This window comes from Agromyces sp. NPDC055661, assembly GCF_053618135.1.
The window spans coordinates 2497927-2515015 of the sequence record NZ_JBSHHC010000001.1 but is presented as its reverse complement, the minus strand read 5'-3'; the positions used below and the strand labels follow the sequence as shown (position 1 = coordinate 2515015).

General features: G+C 70.0%; 16 protein-coding genes and 3 tRNA genes. 10 read left to right on the top strand and 9 right to left on the bottom strand.

Annotated features, from left to right (window positions below; all coding sequences use genetic code 11):
• Positions 1–87: 87 nt before the first annotated feature.
• Positions 88–1173 carry a tRNA lysidine(34) synthetase TilS gene (gene tilS, locus ACWGO8_RS11555; protein WP_452043193.1) on the bottom strand — a complete coding sequence of 362 codons (1086 nt, stop codon included), beginning with the start codon at positions 1171–1173 and terminating at the stop codon, positions 88–90.
• A gap of 81 nt (positions 1174–1254) precedes the next feature.
• Here tilS and ppa point away from each other — a divergent pair, with 81 nt between their 5' ends.
• Positions 1255–1740 (top strand): inorganic diphosphatase, encoded by a 486-nt coding sequence (ppa, locus tag ACWGO8_RS11550; RefSeq protein WP_452043192.1) that lies wholly within the window; start codon positions 1255–1257, stop codon positions 1738–1740.
• Between the two features lie 247 nt (positions 1741–1987).
• On the opposite strand, the gene ACWGO8_RS11545 is transcribed toward ppa, so the two are convergent.
• Both ACWGO8_RS11545 and ACWGO8_RS11540 read right to left on the bottom strand, forming a co-directional pair.
• Positions 1988–3256, bottom strand: coding sequence for an NlpC/P60 family protein (locus tag ACWGO8_RS11545; RefSeq protein ID WP_452043191.1), 1269 nt, complete (start codon positions 3254–3256; stop codon positions 1988–1990).
• A gap of 25 nt (positions 3257–3281) precedes the next feature.
• Complete coding sequence (locus tag ACWGO8_RS11540) at positions 3282–4679, bottom strand: M23 family metallopeptidase (protein WP_452043190.1); 1398 nt, start codon at positions 4677–4679, stop codon at positions 3282–3284.
• Positions 4680–4959: 280 nt separating this feature from the next.
• On the opposite strand from ACWGO8_RS11540, the gene ACWGO8_RS11535 reads away from it, so the two are divergent.
• The 3 genes from ACWGO8_RS11535 to ACWGO8_RS11525 all read left to right on the top strand — a co-directional run bounded on the left by ACWGO8_RS11535 (position 4960) and on the right by ACWGO8_RS11525 (position 5301).
• Positions 4960–5035: transfer RNA gene (locus tag ACWGO8_RS11535), tRNA-Glu, on the top strand.
• Between the two features lie 33 nt (positions 5036–5068).
• Positions 5069–5142, top strand: a tRNA-Asp gene (locus ACWGO8_RS11530).
• An 86-nt stretch (positions 5143–5228) separates the two neighbouring features.
• Positions 5229–5301, top strand: a tRNA-Phe gene (locus ACWGO8_RS11525).
• Positions 5302–5304: 3 nt separating this feature from the next.
• Here ACWGO8_RS11525 and ACWGO8_RS11520 read toward each other — a convergent pair.
• The 5 genes from ACWGO8_RS11520 to ACWGO8_RS11500 all read right to left on the bottom strand — a co-directional run bounded on the left by ACWGO8_RS11520 (position 5305) and on the right by ACWGO8_RS11500 (position 9136).
• A complete protein-coding gene (locus tag ACWGO8_RS11520; RefSeq protein WP_452043189.1) occupies positions 5305–6282 on the bottom strand; it encodes a tyrosine-type recombinase/integrase in 978 nt (325 codons plus the stop codon).
• Positions 6283–6382: 100 nt separating this feature from the next.
• Positions 6383–6763, bottom strand: coding sequence for a hypothetical protein (locus ACWGO8_RS11515; protein WP_452043188.1), 381 nt, complete (start codon positions 6761–6763; stop codon positions 6383–6385).
• Positions 6764–7106: 343 nt separating this feature from the next.
• The gene (locus ACWGO8_RS11510) at positions 7107–7547 is read right to left on the bottom strand and encodes a hypothetical protein (protein WP_452043187.1); all 441 of its coding nucleotides are present in this window, start codon (positions 7545–7547) and stop codon (positions 7107–7109) included.
• A 64-nt stretch (positions 7548–7611) separates the two neighbouring features.
• Positions 7612–8679, bottom strand: coding sequence for a replication initiator (locus ACWGO8_RS11505; protein ID WP_452043186.1), 1068 nt, complete (start codon positions 8677–8679; stop codon positions 7612–7614).
• A gap of 244 nt (positions 8680–8923) precedes the next feature.
• Positions 8924–9136 carry a hypothetical protein gene (locus ACWGO8_RS11500; protein ID WP_452043185.1) on the bottom strand — a complete coding sequence of 71 codons (213 nt, stop codon included), beginning with the start codon at positions 9134–9136 and terminating at the stop codon, positions 8924–8926.
• A 485-nt stretch (positions 9137–9621) separates the two neighbouring features.
• On the opposite strand from ACWGO8_RS11500, the gene ACWGO8_RS11495 reads away from it, so the two are divergent.
• From ACWGO8_RS11495 to ACWGO8_RS11470, 6 genes are all read left to right on the top strand, one after another.
• Positions 9622–9786: a hypothetical protein gene (locus ACWGO8_RS11495; RefSeq protein ID WP_452043184.1), complete on the top strand. Its 165-nt coding sequence runs from the start codon at positions 9622–9624 to the stop codon at positions 9784–9786.
• A gap of 59 nt (positions 9787–9845) precedes the next feature.
• Positions 9846–10940, top strand: coding sequence for a fatty acid desaturase family protein (locus ACWGO8_RS11490; protein ID WP_452043183.1), 1095 nt, complete (start codon positions 9846–9848; stop codon positions 10938–10940).
• Between the two features lie 203 nt (positions 10941–11143).
• Positions 11144–12163: a glycosyltransferase family 4 protein gene (locus ACWGO8_RS11485; RefSeq protein ID WP_452043182.1), complete on the top strand. Its 1020-nt coding sequence runs from the start codon at positions 11144–11146 to the stop codon at positions 12161–12163.
• Positions 12164–12316: 153 nt separating this feature from the next.
• On the top strand, positions 12317–13453 hold the full coding sequence (locus tag ACWGO8_RS11480) for a glycosyltransferase (protein WP_452043181.1): 1137 nt from the start codon (positions 12317–12319) through the stop codon (positions 13451–13453).
• Between the two features lie 2 nt (positions 13454–13455).
• A complete protein-coding gene (locus tag ACWGO8_RS11475) occupies positions 13456–14481 on the top strand; it encodes a glycosyltransferase (protein WP_452043557.1) in 1026 nt (341 codons plus the stop codon).
• Positions 14478–15944, top strand: coding sequence for a glycoside hydrolase family 130 protein (locus tag ACWGO8_RS11470; protein ID WP_452043180.1), 1467 nt, complete (start codon positions 14478–14480; stop codon positions 15942–15944). Before ACWGO8_RS11475 ends, ACWGO8_RS11470 begins: the two co-directional genes overlap by 4 nt.
• Before the next feature lie 423 nt (positions 15945–16367).
• On the opposite strand, the gene ACWGO8_RS11465 is transcribed toward ACWGO8_RS11470, so the two are convergent.
• Positions 16368–17081: a hypothetical protein gene (locus ACWGO8_RS11465; protein ID WP_452043179.1), complete on the bottom strand. Its 714-nt coding sequence runs from the start codon at positions 17079–17081 to the stop codon at positions 16368–16370.
• Between the last annotated feature and the right edge of the window lie 8 nt (positions 17082–17089).

Below are 17089 nucleotides of genomic sequence, written 5' to 3'. Positions count from 1 at the left end.
CTCCCTGGTGTCGTGGGCGAACGGATGCTCAGAGCCTAGCGCCGTGGACCTCGTGGCCAGAGGGCCCGGCACGACTCCGCGCACGACTCAGTGGTCGTGCGGCAGCACCTCGGTCGATCCGGTCGTGCTGAACACGATCCGGCTGCCGGCGCGGGTCGCGCGGATGCCCCCGGGCAGGTCGATCGGGCCCTGCCCGTGCCAGTCGGTGACCAGTCGGGCCACCTCGAGGGTCTGCGTGCGCGTGAGCGAGACGCCGAACTCGCTCGCGACGACGTGCCGGATGATGCGCTGCCGCAGCGCGGCGGGGTTCGCGGCGAGCGCCGCCGCCGACACGGCGATGCCCGCCTCGGCGGGTTCGCAGAGCTCCTCGATGAACTCGTCGATCTGGCTCGTGAACGCCTCCTCGTCCTCGCGCAGCTGCTCGGCCGTGCGGGCGAGCGCCTCGGCGACGCCGGGTCCGAGCTCGGCCTCGAGCACGGGCAGCACGCGTTCGCGCACGCGCACGCGCGTGTACGCAGGATCGAGGTTGTGCGGGTCGTCCCACGGCTCGAGCCCGGCGTCGAGGCACGCCTGCCGCGTGGTCGCCCGGCGGATCCCGAGCAACGGGCGCGCGTAGCGTCCCGACTGCGGCGCCATGCCCGCGAGGCTCGCGGCGCCCGAGCCCCTCGCGAGCCCGAGCAGCACGGTCTCGGCCTGGTCGTCGAGCGTGTGACCGAGCAGCACGAACGCGGCGCCGGTCTCGTCGGCGGCCGCGTCGAGCGCGGCGTAGCGGGCGGCGCGAGCGGATGCCTCGGGGCCGCCCTCGCCCGTCACCTCGACCCGCCGCACGAGCACGGGGTCGAGCCCGAGGGCCCGGGCGGCATCGGCTGCCGCCTCGGCGACGGCGGCGGAGGCATCCTGCAGGCCGTGGTCGACGATCAGCGCGCCCGCACGGAGGCCGGCGCGCGGCGCCTCGAACGCGGTGGCCGCGGCGAGGGCGAGCGAGTCGGCGCCGCCCGAGAGGGCGACGAGCACGAGGGGTGCGGCGGGCCCTGAGCCCGTCGAAGGGCCGATGTGGCCGCTCCCTTCGACGGGCTCAGGGAACGAGGCGAGGACGCTGCGCACCGCCCGACGCACGTCGGCGATCGGCGAGGTGAGGCGCGGACGCCGCGCGGAAGGGTCCTCAGGAGCCATCAAGTAACCTTATTGCGCCGTTCCCGCCGTCCTGCCGCGGGCCTGCACGGCCGAAGCTTCCGCCAGACAAGGAGAACCAGCATGGGCGAGTACGCCGCCGTCATCGAGATCCCGAAGGGGAGCCGCAACAAGTACGAGGTCGACCACGAGACCGGTCGCGTCTTCCTCGACCGCGTGCTCTACACGACGTTCGTGTACCCGACCGACTACGGCTTCTTCGAGAACACGCTCGGCGACGACGGCGACCCGCTGGACGTGCTCGTGCTCACGCAGTACCCGCTCTTCCCGGGCGTCGGCGTCAAGGTGCGCCCGGTCGGCGTGTTCCACATGACCGACGACGGCGGCGGCGACGCCAAGGTCATCGCGGTGCCCGCGGGCGACCCGCGCTGGGACTCCATCCAGGACGTGAACGACATCCCCGAGTTCACGCGCAAGGAGATCGAGCACTTCTTCGAGCACTACAAGGACCTCGAGCCCGGCAAGTGGGTCAAGACCGAGGGTTGGGCGGAGGCCGCGGAGGCCGAGTCGCTCATCCAGAAGGCGATCGAGGCCTACCCGGGTCACTGATCCGGGCCTGAGCTGCACGAAGGGGCGAGCCGATCGGCTCGCCCCTTCGTCGTGTCCGCGGAATCGTCCCCGCGGGCCGGCCTTCCGCGCACCGATCGATCTGGATTCAGGCGAACGTCCCCGATTCAGGCCGTTCTTCGCTGTTGCCGCCTGAGCAGCGTCCGATTGCCTGAATCTCGGATGATGCGGAATCCGAGGCGGGACGGACTCCGCGGGGTGAGGAGCGGGCGCAGCCCGCGGGGTGAACTCAGCCCGCCGGGCGGGCCGCCGCCGAGGGCGAGCCCCAGATGAAGTACTCGCGCACGGGAACGCCCTCGCGCGGCGCCTCGAGGATGCGACCGCCGCCGAGGTAGATCGCGACGTGGTAGTAGTCGCCGCCCGATCCCCAGAAGAGCAGGTCGCCGCGCTGCGCCTGCGACACCGGCACGGCGAGGCCGCGTCCCGCGAGCGTGTAGTACTGGTTCGTCGCGGAGTGCGTGCCGATGTAGATCCCGGCGTTGGCGTACGCCATCTTGGTGAGGCCCGAGCAGTCCCACACGTTGGGGCCGGCGCCGCCGAGCACGTACGGCTCCCCCAGCTGCGCGCGGGCGAACGCGATGGCGGTCTCGACCGCGCCGGCGTTCGGCGGTGCGGGCGCCGCCGGTGGTGGAGGCGCGGGAGCCGGGGCCACGCCACCGCCGCCGGGCGCAGGCGCCGGCGGCGCAGGAGCGGCGGGTTGCGCCGGGCGCGACGCCGCTGCTGCGGCAGCCGCCGCGGCCGCCGCTGCCGCCGCGGCCGCTTCGCGCGCCTGGCCCTCCGCTCGCTCGCGCTCGAGCTCGGCGGTGGTGTCCTTGAGGCTGGCGAGCTGCGCGTACAGCTCCGCGGACTTCTGCTCCTGCACCGCGACGGCGGTGTTGGCGCGGTCGGCGGCCTCGCGCGCCTCGTCGGCGCGCTGCTCGGCGAGGTCGGCGAGGCGCTGGCGCTCGGCCGCGGCATCCGCCGCCTGCTCGCGGAGCGAGTCGGCCGTGTTGCGGTCGGCGAGCGCCTGCTCGTAGACCTCGTTCGACTGCTCGCTCAGCTTCGACGCCATGCCGAGCTGCTGCAGCAGCTCGCGCGCGTCGTCGCCCGAGAACATGAGCTCGGTGGTGAGGTCGCTGCCGGCGGTCTTGGCGAGGTGCGCCGCAAGGAGGCCTGCGCGCATCTTCGAGATCTCGGCCACGGCGTCGGCCTCGTCGGCCTGGTGCTCGAGGGTCCGCTCGCGCTCGGCGGCCCGGTCGCGCTGGTCGACGGCGATGCGCCAGGCCTCGTCCGCCTGCATGGACGCGATCGCGGCGGCATCCGCCGCCTGCTGCAGGCCCACGAGGAGCTCGCCGACGCGGGCGATCTCGGCCTGCTTCGTCTGCTCGTTCTGCTTCGCCTGCTCGATCTCGCTCCACGACGGGTAGTCGGGCTCGGCCATCGCCGGGCCGCCCGCCGCGACGACCGAGGCCGTGACGGCGCCGATCGCGACGGTCGAGAAGACGGTCGCGGGCTTCACCCGCGAGATCGGTCGAGTACGGTGCTCAGCCAAGGTCCACCCCCCGGTCGGCCATGAACGGAATCGGGTTGATGCGGCTGCCGCCGACGAAGACCTCGAAGTGCAGGTGGCATCCGGTCGACGCGCCGGTCGTGCCGCTCGACGCGATGTTCTGGCCCGACTCGACCCACTGGCCCGTGCCCACGAACGTGCCGCCCGGCCGGATGTGCGCGTAGCCGGTCCAGACGCCGCCGCCGTGGTCGATCTGCACGTAGTTGCCGTAGGTGCCCGACCAGCCGGCGAAGCGCACCACGCCGCTGTTCGCCGCGAAGATGGGCGCGGAGCATCCGGTGCCGAGGTCGACCGCGTAGTGGAAGCTGCCGGAGCATCCGCCGCCGGTGCAGATCGACGAGCGGGGGCCGAACGTGCCGGTGATGTAGCCCGCGGCCGGCAGCGCCCAACCCGACGCCGCGACCGCGCCCGGGGAGCCGTTCTTCAGCGCCTCCTGCCGGCGGCGCTCCTCCTCCTCCTTGCGGATGCGCTCGCCCTCCTGGTAAGCCGCCGCGGTCTTCGCCTCGGTGTCCTGCAGGAACTTCAGCTGCTGCTCGAGCTCGATCTTCTTCGCCTGCGACTCGGCGAGCGCGGCCTCCGCCGCCGCCTGCGCCGCCTGCGCCGCGGCGAGGGCCTCCTCGGCGGCGATGCGCAGCTTCTCGCGCTCGGCGCGGGCGACCGCGGCCTGGTCGGAGAGCGAGCGCGCGGCGTTCTGCTTCTCCTTGGCCTTGTTGTAGATGGACGAGGTGCGCTCGACCATCTTCTCCATGCTGCCGAGCTTCGCGAGCAGCGCCTCGGTCGCGGCGGAGTTCCCTGCGTCGAGGAACAGGCTCACGCCGACGTCGCCCGTGCCCGCGCGGTAGAGCTGTGCCGCCACCTGGCCGGCGTTCCGCTCGGCCGCGGCCGCCTCGGCCGCCGACGCGTCGGCCTGCGCCTGGATCTGGTCGGCGCGCGCGACCGCGTCGTCGAACTTCTGCTGCGCCACGATGAGCTCGTCGGTGCGGCGCTCGGCCTCGGCGCGCGTCACCTCGACGTTCGTCTCGAGCTGGGCGATGAGCCCCGTGATCTGCGTCACGGCGGCCGCGCCCGCGGCGGTGTTGGCCTTCGCCGCCTGCAGCTCGTCCCACGTCGGATACGTCGCCGCCTGCGCACTCGTCGGCACGGCGATCGCCCCCACGAGCGTGAGCGCCGCGATCGAGACGCCGGCCATCACGTGCCGCACGCGACCGTGCAGCCGCATGCTCGCGCGAGGCGACGTCGACCCGCCCGACGTGCCGGGCGCGCCGGACGTGCCGGGCGCGCTCGACGCCGGTCGGCCGGGCCGGCGACGGATGCCCCGTGGCGAGGTCGTGCGGTCTCGGGCGATCGGCATGCGGATGGTGGTGCGGTCCATGGTTCCCCGTCCACGCGGGCTCGTTCGCCCCGCGCTCCTCGCGTCTCTCGGCTTCTCGTGGGTCGGTGATCGGCTGCCCGTGCGGGCAGTGGCAGCCTTCACGTTAGGCGCGTGCGAGGCGCTTTCCGGGTATTTCGGGCGCGCGTGGCGGATGCCGCGGGGCGCGCGCCGCGGCCGGGAATCGGGGTCTTCGCGGCATCCGCGAGCCTCGTTTTGCGCTCGCGCGCGTTGGCACGTATGCTTGCTTGTCGGCGGTCATGCCCCGAAAGCAAGGCCACCCGGCCCCATCGTTTAGTGGCCTAGGACACCGCCCTTTCACGGCGGCAGCACGGGTTCGAATCCCGTTGGGGTCACCACGAAGGCATTACAATTGAACAGCTTCTTTACGAGGCCCTGTGGCGCAGTTGGTTAGCGTGCCGCCCTGTCACGGCGGAGGTCGCGGGTTCAAGTCCCGTCAGGGTCGCTCAGGCGACAAGCCCTTTCCCTTTCGAGAGAAGGGGCTTTCTCCTTATCGAGGCATCATTCCGACTCGTCGGGCGGATGCCACGAGGCTCTGTAGCTCAGTTGGTAGAGCGTTCGACTGAAAATCGAAAGGTCACCGGATCGATGCCGGTCGGAGCCACTTCTAAATATCCTGATCAATCGCGGTTTTCGCGGGGGTCTCACCCCCTCGAAGTTGACCATTCGATTGGGCGTAATACGCCGTGAGCGCTGCTCCCCCGCGTCGGGCGGCATCCCGACGCGTGTCGGCATAGCGCTGCGTCGTGGCGAGGTCCGAGTGGCCCATGATCGCCTGCACGTCCGTTGCCGGGACGTTGGCGAGGAACAGGTTCGTTGCCGCCGTGTGCCGCAGGTCGTGCCAGCGGAGCGGAGCCTCACCGTTCGGGAATGTCTTCACCTGATCGCGGATCCCATGCCAGTCGACAGCCCGCGAGAGGTTCCCCGACGAGAGGAACCCCCCGCGCGGCCCGGTGAACAGGTAGTCGTGCTCCCCCTTGCCCTCCATCGCCGCGAGCAGCTCAGGCACGAACGGTTCAGGCATCGGCACGTCACGCACACGGCGGCCCTTGGTCGGCCCGACGACGACCTCGCCGTGGCGCCCTGGTGACGCGGTGCGCTGAACGCGGATGGTCAGGCCTTCCAGATCGACGTCGCCAACGCGGAGGCCCGCGACCTCACCGAACCGGCAGCCGGTATAGAGCATGGCGAGCACGAAGCGCCGGTGGCACCCTTCGCGCGGAAGCACCGCAAGCAGCCGGCCAACCTCGCGCCGGCTAAGCGCGCGTGACGTGGGATCACCGGACTGCCGCCGCCGATACTCGACCCCGACGCATGGATTCGCGGCGATGAGCCGCGCTTTGAGCGCCGCGCGGCACAGCGCCGAGAGCATCGCCACGGCATCCTTGCGCGTGGACACCGCGCCCGACCACGACGCGAACGCGAGTTCGACGTCGAATGCAGTCAGGTCCGACAGTTCCCGCGTGCCGAACGTCGGCCCGACCCGCCGCCGCCATGCGACCAGGTATCCGCGCGCCGTGCCATCAGACAGCAGCGACGCGACCGCAGGCCACAGCCGGTCGAAGGCTTCATTGACGGTCACCACCGACCGAGCCGTTCAATCAGCGCGGAACGACGCGCGCCGGACTCGACTACTCGCATATTGCGAGACTAGTGAGTCCTTAGTCTAGTCGCAAGTTATGCGACTAACTGGGTTTTGCTGCTGCCTTGACCTTCTCTTGCAACCCCTGAGCGAACACCGCCGGATCGACCGTGACACCGGGGAACTCGCACACGTCGGGGTGCTCCCCGAACGCCTGCCGGAACAGCGCGATACGGCGGAACATCTGCGACTTGCTGATGCCCAGCGCCTGCTGAGTGCCCTCGAAGCCGCCGCAGACCTGCCACATGAACCAGAAGCCCATCAGATCGACGAGACGAGAGCCGGCCTGACCTCGAAGTGACTCACGCAGTTCCGGAAAGGCCCCGAAGACCCGTCGATTGACTGCCCGATTCGCCTTGAAGTAGGCCTCCCACGAACGTTCGAGCGCGGACTTCGCACGACCCTCGCCCTCCGGCGAGGACATCCGTTCTGATCGAAAGTCCGCCATGACGCACCAATCCGCTAGTCCCACATTCAGCGACTACAGCCTAGAACCCAGGACCGACGAACCGGCCTCCCGAAATCTTCTACACATGATCAAGTCGGGCGGCTCCGCCGCCCGCAGGCTGCCGCCCTCCGCGCTCCGCGCTCCGGTTGCCATCGACCGCGTCTACATCGAGCCGCGCGCTGGGTGTCACCCGGAGCCGGTCAGGGCGACGAGCGGCGGGGCGACGGAGTGCTCGCAGGCGCTCCGCGCCACGCTGCGCCACTCCGTCGCCCCTCCGCCCCGCCTCCCGGATCCGGCAGCGCGAAACGACCGGAGGGGCTTAGTCCTGGGTGAGGACCTTCGGAGCAGGGTCCTCGAAACTATTGCGCAGCTCAACACGAGTCCAGGCGACCGGTGCCGTTGCGAACACGGGCTCGAGCGCACGCCACATCGTGGAAGCATCGTCGCCAACGAAGTAGAGCTCGTACCCGTGCGCTCCCACGTCGTTGCCGTCGATCCAACCAGCGTCGGCTGCTGCGAGGGCCTCGTCCGCTGCGAGTTCGGTTTCCAGCAAAGCGTCCATCAGATTCACGTCGAATTCGTCGTCCCTGCCCTCGAACATGACGACCACCCAGGCGTACTCCGCGGCGGGCGCGGATGCCTCCCCGTCGAATGCCTCCGCGTCGGCAGCCGGCGTTGCAGAGCACCCGGCGAGCGCCAACCCCGGCACCAGGAGCGACACAACGACAGCGGGAACAAGCAGAGCGCGGCGAGAAAGCATTGCGCAATCGTAGCCGCTCGGAGCGGCCATTTTCGGCCGTGCCAGAGTCGACGATTTATGCGTGCTATGGCACCGCAGCGCCGCTCGATACCAGCTCGCCGCGCGCCCGCTCCGCGATGATCTCCAACAGCTCAGGCACCACCGCGACGCCCTCAGGCGCAGCCGGGGCCGTCTCCGCCGCGTGCGCCTCGAACCACTCCCGTCGCAGCCGCCGCTGAACCGTGCGCGTGAGACCCGTGAACGACCAGCCCGAGCGCCGAGCGGTGCGCCGCGAAGCGCTCACGACGTGCGACCGCGAGCCGAAGCGCTCATGCACGCGGCTCCGGCACGCGCCTGGTCGACAGTCCCGCGAGCACCGCATCTCGCGTGCCGCCTGGTCGAGGCGAGCGACGTGCCCCCAGACCGCACCGTGTGCGCTCTCGCCATCCTGCACCACGTCCTTCATCACGTAGTTCAGCGCCTTGGAGAGATACCAGATCGTGCGCGCCCCCTCGCCATCCGCGCGGAACGCGTCGCACTGTGCCTGCGATCCCCAGACCACCACAGCACCGTCGACCTTCGACCACGCGACCGCCGAGCGCGCCGAGTCGCGCAGCACGTCCGCATCCGGTGCCTCACCCCGCCCAATCCGCACAAGCGCGTGCAGGTGGAGTACGCCGCGATCCTGCCACTCACGAACGACGAAGTACTCCGCCGACTCCCACCGGTCGCGCAGCCGCCGCCGCGTCCGATCCCAGAGCAGGCCCGCATCACGGTTCCAGGCCACTTGCGCCGCGTAGTCGTACGTCGACGGATCGAGCGGAACCCCGCGGAGCCCAGCGTCCTCCGCGGAGTGCATCACGCCGCAGCCGCACTGACCGACGCGCGCGCCATGTACTCGAGGCACCCGATGCACGCGACCGAACGACGGAGCCGTGAGCGTCAGCAGGTAGAACCGGTAGTGCTCCACCGGGCCATCGAACACACCAGAGCGGGCGATCGCCGCCCAGTCGCCTCGATACAGCTCGGCGCACGACTCGCACTGGCTCTTGACGCGCGAGCCGCACCGCACCCACACGCCTGAGGCCGTGCGAATCGGTCGAGCGCAGCCGCGCGCGACAACGTCGGCACGGTCGGAATCGGTTGCCGCCATAGGCCAGCCGCAACCGCGAGATCAGGACTGAAAATCGAAAGGTCACCGGATCGATGCCGGTCGGAGCCACGACGAAAACCCCCGGTCAACCGGGGGTTTTCCATTGCCCTTGATCTCGCGGTCGGCCCGCGTCGCCCAGTGAAAGCAGATCGTGGAGCTGACGAGTCGAGTGAGGCCCTCCCCCGCCGCCAGCGCATGACCGCCCGCAACTAGCACGCCGGCCTCTGCCCCCTGAAGATTACAATCAGTGCTCGTCTGCGCGCTGCTTCGTCTCGTCGCTCGAACCACTGCCGTGCCAGTGCTCGGCGTTGGCGTCCTTCCAGCGCTTCGCCCGCTCCTCGTCCGGGGTCGCCTTCTCGGCAGCGGCGTCGCTGGTCGCGTCACCGTCGAGCGTGCCGCCGTCCGCCTCCCAGCGTTCGTCTGCCGGTACGTCCCCTTTGCCTGTGTGCTTCGACATGGGGCTCACTCCTCCCTCTACTCATACGTGGATCGGTGGGGCCGGAAGTCGATCAGCTCCGCGGCCGAGCAGGTGCGCGTAGAGGCCAGCCGAGCCGCGGCGGTGCTTGCTGTCCGGCGCGCCGAGGGCAGCTGGCATCGTTCACGAGGATGCGACCGACGCCGACGTCCTCATCGAACGCGGCGGTAATCAACCTGCTCGCCTTCCGAGCAGGAGCCCACGACGCGCGCAGACTCCCGGCCCACCGCCTCAGTCGACGAGTGGGGGTCGAAGTGTGCCCAGAACACGTGATCACGGATGCCTCGACCCGAAGGGCGGCGCTGACCGTACGATCCGGGTCAATTTTGACAAATACTCACTTACAGTGTAGAAGCGTCGCAGCTGTGAACCCCCGCAGCTTTCTCTACTGCGCAGCCAATGATCACCCCGTATCGAAATCACGGCTCAGTCGCCCGCCCGGAAGGTGTCGGGCGTATCCTCGGAGTATGTGGACCCTCATCATCGTGCTGCTCGTCCTTTGGGCGATCCTGGCGATCGTCGGGTTCGTGTTCGAGGGCCTCCTCTGGCTCGCCGTGATCGGTGCCGTCCTGTTCGTCGGCACACTGATCATCGGCATCATCCGTCAGCGTGCGCGGAGGTCCTCCGCGTAGCGTCGCCCAGAGTCCGCGTGCCCAGACCCCGCGTGCGGCGACGTAGAGAGTTGGTCGTCATGACCGCCGACATCGCCCCCGTCCACCGGACACGCAGCCCCTCAGGCGTGCCCTCGAACGCCCCAGCGAGCGACTTCACGGAACTCGCCCGGCGCATCAAAGAGGCGGGGCTCATGCGCCGCCGATACGGCTACTACTGGACGAAGCTCATCGGCGTGCCGGTCGTCTTCGCCGTGGCGATCGCCCTGTTCATCTGGGTCGGGAACACCTGGTGGCAGATGTTCACTGCCGTCGGGTTCGCCGTGCTCTTCACCCAGACCGCGTTCCTCGGCCATGACGCCGCACATCGACAGATCTTCCGGTCGGGCAAATGGAACGACTGGATCAGCCTCATCCTCGGCGGGTTCGTCGGCATGAGTTACGGGTGGTGGCAGCACAAGCACACCCGACATCACGCGAACCCGAACCAGGTCGGCGTCGATCCCGACATCGACCTGCCCGTCGTCGCGTTCACGCCGGAGCAGGCCACGCGCGACCGGCCGGCGTTCTTCAAATGGGTCATCGGGCACCAGGGCTACTTCTTCTTCCCGATCCTCCTCCTCGAGGGCCTCTCCCTGCACGCGTCGAGCGTGCACCGTGTCTTCATGAGGGAGCACCTCCCCCACCGGTCAGCGGAGATCGCGTTCCTCGCCGTGCGCATCATCGGCTTCCTGGCGCTCGTGTTCCTCGTGTTGTCGCCCGACAAGGCGGCCGTGTTCCTGGCGATCCAGCTCGGCCTGTTCGGCGTCTACATGGGCATGTCCTTCGCGCCGAACCACAAGGGGATGCCGCTGGTGCCGAAGGGCCTGAAGCTCGACTTCCTCCGGCGGCAGGTGCTCATGAGCCGCAACATCCGCGGCAGCCACGTGATCGACGTCGTGATGGGCGGACTCAACTACCAGATCGAGCATCACCTCTTCCCGTCGATGCCGCGCCCGCACCTCCGACGCGCGGCCCCGATCATCGAGGGGTACTGCCGTGACCTCGACGTGCCGTACACGCAGACCACCCTCTTGCACTCGTACGTGATCGTCTTCCAGTACATCAACCGGGTCGGCCTCGGGGAGCGTGACACCTTCGAGTGCCCGCTCGTGCTGCAGCGCGCGAGCATTTGAGCCGCCACATCCCATCGCATCGCGCCAGCCATGCAGCTGGGGGACGACCGAATCGCTCACCGCCAGCTCTCGCAATACGGCGTAGGAACCACCGACGAACGCCAGGTCGAGGATCCGGATGGACGGCTTGGGGGAGGCCGCGACGACGGGGCGTAGTGTCGCAACGTGACGAGAACAGTTCGGCCAGGGTGATGAGAGTGGCGATGCTCGGGCCGATCGCGTGGCGGACGCCGCCGCGGCACTACGGTCCGTGGGAGCGGGTGACGAGCCTCCTCACCGAGGGGCTGGTGCGTCGGGGCGTCGACCTCACGCTCTTCGCGACGGCCGATTCGCTGACGTCGGCGACGCTCGAGTCGGTGGCGCCCCACGGCTATGCCGAGGACGCCGACATGGACGGCCGGGTCTGGGAGGCACTGCACATCGCCCACGCGATGAACCTCTCGCCGGGCTTCGACCTCGTGCACAACCAGCTCGACTGGCTCCCGCTCGCCTTCGACGCCCAGTGGGGTGCGCCGATGGTCACGACGATCCATGGCTTCTCGGGTGACGCGATCCTGCCGGCCTACGAGCGTGCGCGTTCGACGTTCGTGTCGATCTCGGACGCCGACCGCTCACCCGCACTCACCTATGCGGCGACCGTGCACCACGGCATCGACATGACCGAGTTCGACGTCTCGGATGCCGCTGCGCCGTCGGCGCGCGACGACCTCGTGGTCTTCGGCCGCATCCACCCCGACAAGGGCATCGCCGATGCGATCGACATCGCCGCCCGGGTGGGGCGCCGACTCGTCATCTGCGGCATCGTGCAGGATGCCGCGTACTACGCGGAGCAGATCGAACCGCGCATCGACGGCGACCGGGTCGTGTATCGCGGATCGGTGGGTCCCACCGAGCGCACCGCGGTGCTCGCATCGGCGGCCGTGCTGCTGCATCCGATCCACTTCGCGGAGCCCTTCGGCCTCTCGGTCATCGAAGCGATGGCATGTGGAACGCCCGTCGTCGCCTACCGGCGCGGCTCGATGCCCGAGGTCGTCGAGGACGGGCTGACCGGTTTCGTCGTCGACGGTGTCGTCGAGGCCGTCGACGCCGTCCCTCGCGCCGCCGCCCTGGATCGCACCACCGTGCGGCGGCGCGCACGCGAACGCTTCGATGTGGAGCGCATGGTCGACGGCTACCTCGAGGTCTACGAGGCGGTGCTCGGGAGCCCCGGGAGGCTCGCATGACCGTAGTGTATGGTGCGGAGCACAGCGCGCCCTGCTATCGGGCCGCGTGAACCGGACCGCGGCAGCGCAGGCGTAGTTCCACGAGGGTGGCCGTTTTGGCAGACGTCTCGAAGCACCGGCATCGTCAGATGCCGGTCGGAAGAGAAGATCGCCATGACCCGATACGGATTCCTGTCCACCTACCCGCCCACTCGCTGCGGGCTCGCCACATTCACCGAGGCGCTCTCGGGCGCCCTCGCCGGCCACGGAACCCGGGACGCCACGATCGTGCGGGTGCTCGATTCACCCGATGACCGACCGGATCCGATCGTCGTCGGCCGCATCCCCACCACGCGGGAGCTCTTCGCGGGGGATCCGGCCAGCCTCAGCGCATCGATACGGGCGCTCGGGCAGTGCGATGTCGCAATCGTGCAGCACGAGTACGGCATCTACGGCGGACATGACGGCGACGAGGTCGTCACGTTGCTCCGCATGCTCCGAACCCCGACGATCGTCGTGCTGCACACCGTGCTCGCCGCGCCGACCCGACATCAGCGCGAGGTGCTGGAGTCGGTCTGCGAATCGGCGGCGGCCGTCGTGGTGATGACCGAGAACGCGCGCGACATCCTGATGAGGACGTACCGCGTCAGGCCGACGACGGTCCATGTCATCCCCCACGGCGTCCCGGTGCAGCACGCGACATCCGCGCCGAAGCACAACTCGACGAAACGAGTGCTGACATGGGGACTGATCTCGCCTGGGAAGGGCCTCGAATGGGGCATCCGCGCGATCTCGGAACTCGCCGAGCTCGGGTCTGCGGTCGAATACGTCATCGCTGGACAGACCCACCCGAAGGTGCTCGCACATGAAGGCGAGCGGTACCGCGAGGCACTGCAGCGGCTCATCGCCGGACTCGGGCTCGACGACGCCGTCACGATGGACGACCGGTATCTCGACGCCTCGCAGCTCGCCGACCTGGTGACATCGGCCGACGTCGTGCTGCTGCCGTACGACTCTCGCGACCAGGCCACCTCCGGCGTGCTGGTCGAGGCGATCGCGGCAGGGGTGCCCGTCGTCTCGACCGGCTTCCCCCACGCCGTCGAACTGCTCAGCGGCGGGGCGGGCCTGATCGCCCGGCACGGCGACCCCGAATCGATGGCCGCCGCCATCCGCACGATCGTGGGGACGGAGGAGACGGCCCGGCAGATGCACGATGCCGCGCTCCGCGATGCGCACGATTCGTCCTGGCCGGTCGTCGGCGAGCGCTATCGCGAGCTCGCCGACCGGATCGCAGCGGCGCGCGCCGCGTGACCATGCCGGGCCGCCCGCCGTCCTACTCCCACCTCGTCGCGCTCATGGACGAGCACGGCATCTTCGAGCATGCGCTGTTCGACGTCCCGCGCCGCGGCGACGGCTATTGCGTCGACGACGTGGCCCGCGCCCTCATCGTGCTGGTGCGCGAACCGGACCAGACACCCGAACTCGCCGCCCGCGCCGAGACGTGCCTCGCATTCCTCGAGGATGCGGTCGACGTCGACGGCCGCGTGCACAACCGCATGGCCGCGGGAGGCGGCTGGACCGACGAGCCCGCGCTCGGCGACTGGTGGGGTCGCGCGCTGTGGGCACTCGGCGTCACGGCCGCCCGCGCGCCGACGGAGGCCGCACGCTCGCGCGCACTGAACGCCTTCCACCGCGCGGCATCCGCCCGCTCGCCGCATGGTCGGGCGATGGCCTTCGCGACGCTCGGGGCCACCGACGTGCTGGCCGCGCATCCCGACGACCTCGCTGCGAACGCGCTGCTGCACGATGGGGTGTCGACGATCGCGATCCCGCGGGACGGCCAGTGGGCCTGGCCGGAACCGCGCCTCCGCTACGCGAACGCGGTGCTCCCCGAGGCCCTGCTGGCCGCGGGGATGGCGATGGACAGCCCTCGTGTCGTGAGCCAGGGGCTCGGGATGCTGCGATTCCTCGTCGGTCTGGAGACGACCGGGGGACGCCTCTCCGTCACCGGGACCGACGGCCGGGGCCCGGGGCAGACGGCGGCCCAGTTCGACCAGCAGCCGATCGAGGTCGCCGCCATCGCGGACGCCTGCGCGCGGGCGTTCGACATCACCGACGATCCGTCATGGCGCGACGTCGTCACCGCAACGTGGGCGTGGTTCACGGGCGACAACGACGCCTCGACCGCCATGTTCGACCCCGGATCGGGCGCCGGGTTCGACGGACTCGAGCGGGACGGTCGTAACGAGAACCGCGGGGCCGAGTCGACGCTCGCGGCACTGAGCACATATCAACAGGCCCGGCGTCTCGGGGTCCTCGAGGTGGTCGCCTCGCGATGATCCGCGCCCACCCGGCACGCCTCGAGCACGATCCCTCACGCGTCGTCGCCAGGTTCTTCCTCCCCGGAGACGGGCTCCCGTCGTCGCACTCGCGAGTCACGCAGATCGTCGCTCGCGTGCTCGAGAGCCCCACTCGGCTCACGCAGGAGGCGGCCGATCGTGTCGTGGCCGAGCTCACAGAACGGCACGCGGGTGCCGCGGACCTGATCCTCGCGAACGCCAGGGCGGTCGGCAGTCGGGTCCGCGGTTCCGCCCGGCTGACGGAGTCCCAGGCACTCGTGCTCGGGGCGGCGTTCACGGCGGAATACGCGGTCGAGGGAGCGGCCCTCTGCAACCCGAGCGCGGTGGTGCATCCGTACCAGGACGGTCTCGCACCCGACCAGCTCAGGGTGGCGATCGCCCTCCGCTGCATCGGGGAGGGACACATCTCGTCGATCGGGTTCGCCGAGGCCGTCATCGACGCCGACGACACGTGGACGTTCGCGCCGAGGGCGGCGCCGATCACCGGTCCTGCGGTCTCGGTCGGCGACTGGTCGCGGCACCACTTCGGCCGCTCGCTCGAGCACGAGGGCCACCTCAACGACCTCGCGAACGCGGTCCTGAGCGACCTGCCCGAACGCTTCACGGGCGTCGAGCTCGAACAGGCCATCCTCTCGCTGCCCGATCAGCTCTCCACCCGTCCCGACAGCCGCGGGCCGACACAGGCGCTGCGCGACATGGCGGCCTCCGCGTACCATGCCGACTTCCCCGCGGCCGTGCCACTGAGCGCACGCGTGCTGCTCCCCGTCGCTGCCGAGGAGGACCATGGCATGGAGGACGCCCGCTTCGTGCGCTTCACGGACGAGGACGGGACCATCGGGTACCGCGCGACCTACACGGCGTATGACGGACAGGACATCGCACCGAGGCTCATCACGTCTCCCGACCTGTCCGCATTCGCCATCCATCGCCTGACCGGCACCGGCGCGCGCAACAAGGGCATGGCGCTGTTCCCCCGGCTCGTCGGCGGCCACCATCTGGCGCTCAGCCGCACCGATGGCGAGAACATCTCGCTCGCGCGGTCGGCCGACGGCGTGATCTGGGATGACCTCGGAATCCTGCATCGACCCACCGAGCTGTGGGAGCTCGTCCAGCTCGGCAACTGCGGCGCCCCGATCGAAACCGATGAGGGATGGGTCGTGCTGACGCACGGGGTGGGACCCCTCCGCACCTACTCGCTCGGCGCGCTCATGCTCGACCTCGACCACCCGTCGAAGGTGATCGCGCGGTCGACCGCGCCACTGCTGCAACCGACCGGCGACCTGCGGGACGGTTACGTCCCGCGCGTCGTGTACTCGTGCGGCGCGATCCTCCACCGGAAGACCCTGTGGATCCCCGTGGGCGTGGGCGACGCGCGCATCCAGATCTTCTCGGTCCCGATCGATGAGCTCATCACGTCGATGACCCGCCTCTCGTCGAACTGAGACCTCCGCGCCTCTCAAACGGATCGGCCCCTACAATCCGACACCGACTAGTGATGAAACGATGGTCCTCGCGACGCCGGCAACTTGGCCGCAGTCCGTGCCCACATCTTGCCGTTGGAGCGGCTGTCGGGCCGAGCGTGCCGTTCGCACGCCCGGTGCAACTGCCGTGGGGCGACGGCGGTACGGAGTCGCGCGATACCCCGCAGACGGCGCGCACATCGGAGAGCTCGTCGATTCCTGCACCGGCGTGAGCGATGCGGTGACGGTGCATGGGCAATCGGCGGCACGCAATGCCACGACGAACCAGACGGCGCGCCCTTGAGAAACTCCCGCCGGCACCTCGAGGAAAGGTCTGACGAGCCGGCCCGAGGAACGAAGAAGACCCCCGGGCGATTGCCCCGGGGGTCTTCTCGATGGCGTGCGTCAGTGCGAGTCGGCGGCCGACCGCGCCGGCGCGGGCTGCCACTCGGGCTCGCCCGTCGGGCCCTCGTCGTCGGTGTCTTCGTCGGAGGAGCCATCCGCCGGCGCGGCCGCATCGGCCGAGGGCTGGGGCAGGCTGCCGAGGCGATCGACCTGCTCGGTGAGCGCATCGAGGACCGAGCGCAGCTGCACCTGCGCAACCTGCGCGTAGGTGCGGACGTACTCGATCTCGGGAACCACTGCACCGTGTTCCGCGGGGACCGTCGCGGTCGCCGCCTGGCTGGCCGTGGTCTCGGCGCGCTCGAGGATCTCGCGGTACTGGTTGCGGGCGGTGAGCACGAGGTCTCGGGCGTACTGCTCGGCGTCGGCCACGGCCTTGTCGGCGATGAGCTGGGCCTGAGTGAGCAGCCCGACCGCCCCGGCAGTGATCTCGTCCTCGGATTCAGGACCGGATGCACCGGCGCTGACCTTCTGGGCCCGCAGCTCGGCGAGCTCCTGCCGAGTGCTGGCGGCAGCCGCCTTGACCTCGGCGATCGCCGTCGCGAGGTCCCGCATGAAGTTGTCGACTTCGAGGCGGTCGTAGGCGCCGCCCCGGATCTTCATGGTGAACTCCACCGAATGCGGGTCGGGGAGGTGGCTCACCGCGACGGCCAGGTCGTGCTCAGGCCCCGTGCCCGATTCGGCGAGGCTTTCGGGGTCGATCTCGTTCAGCGACATGCGTAGTA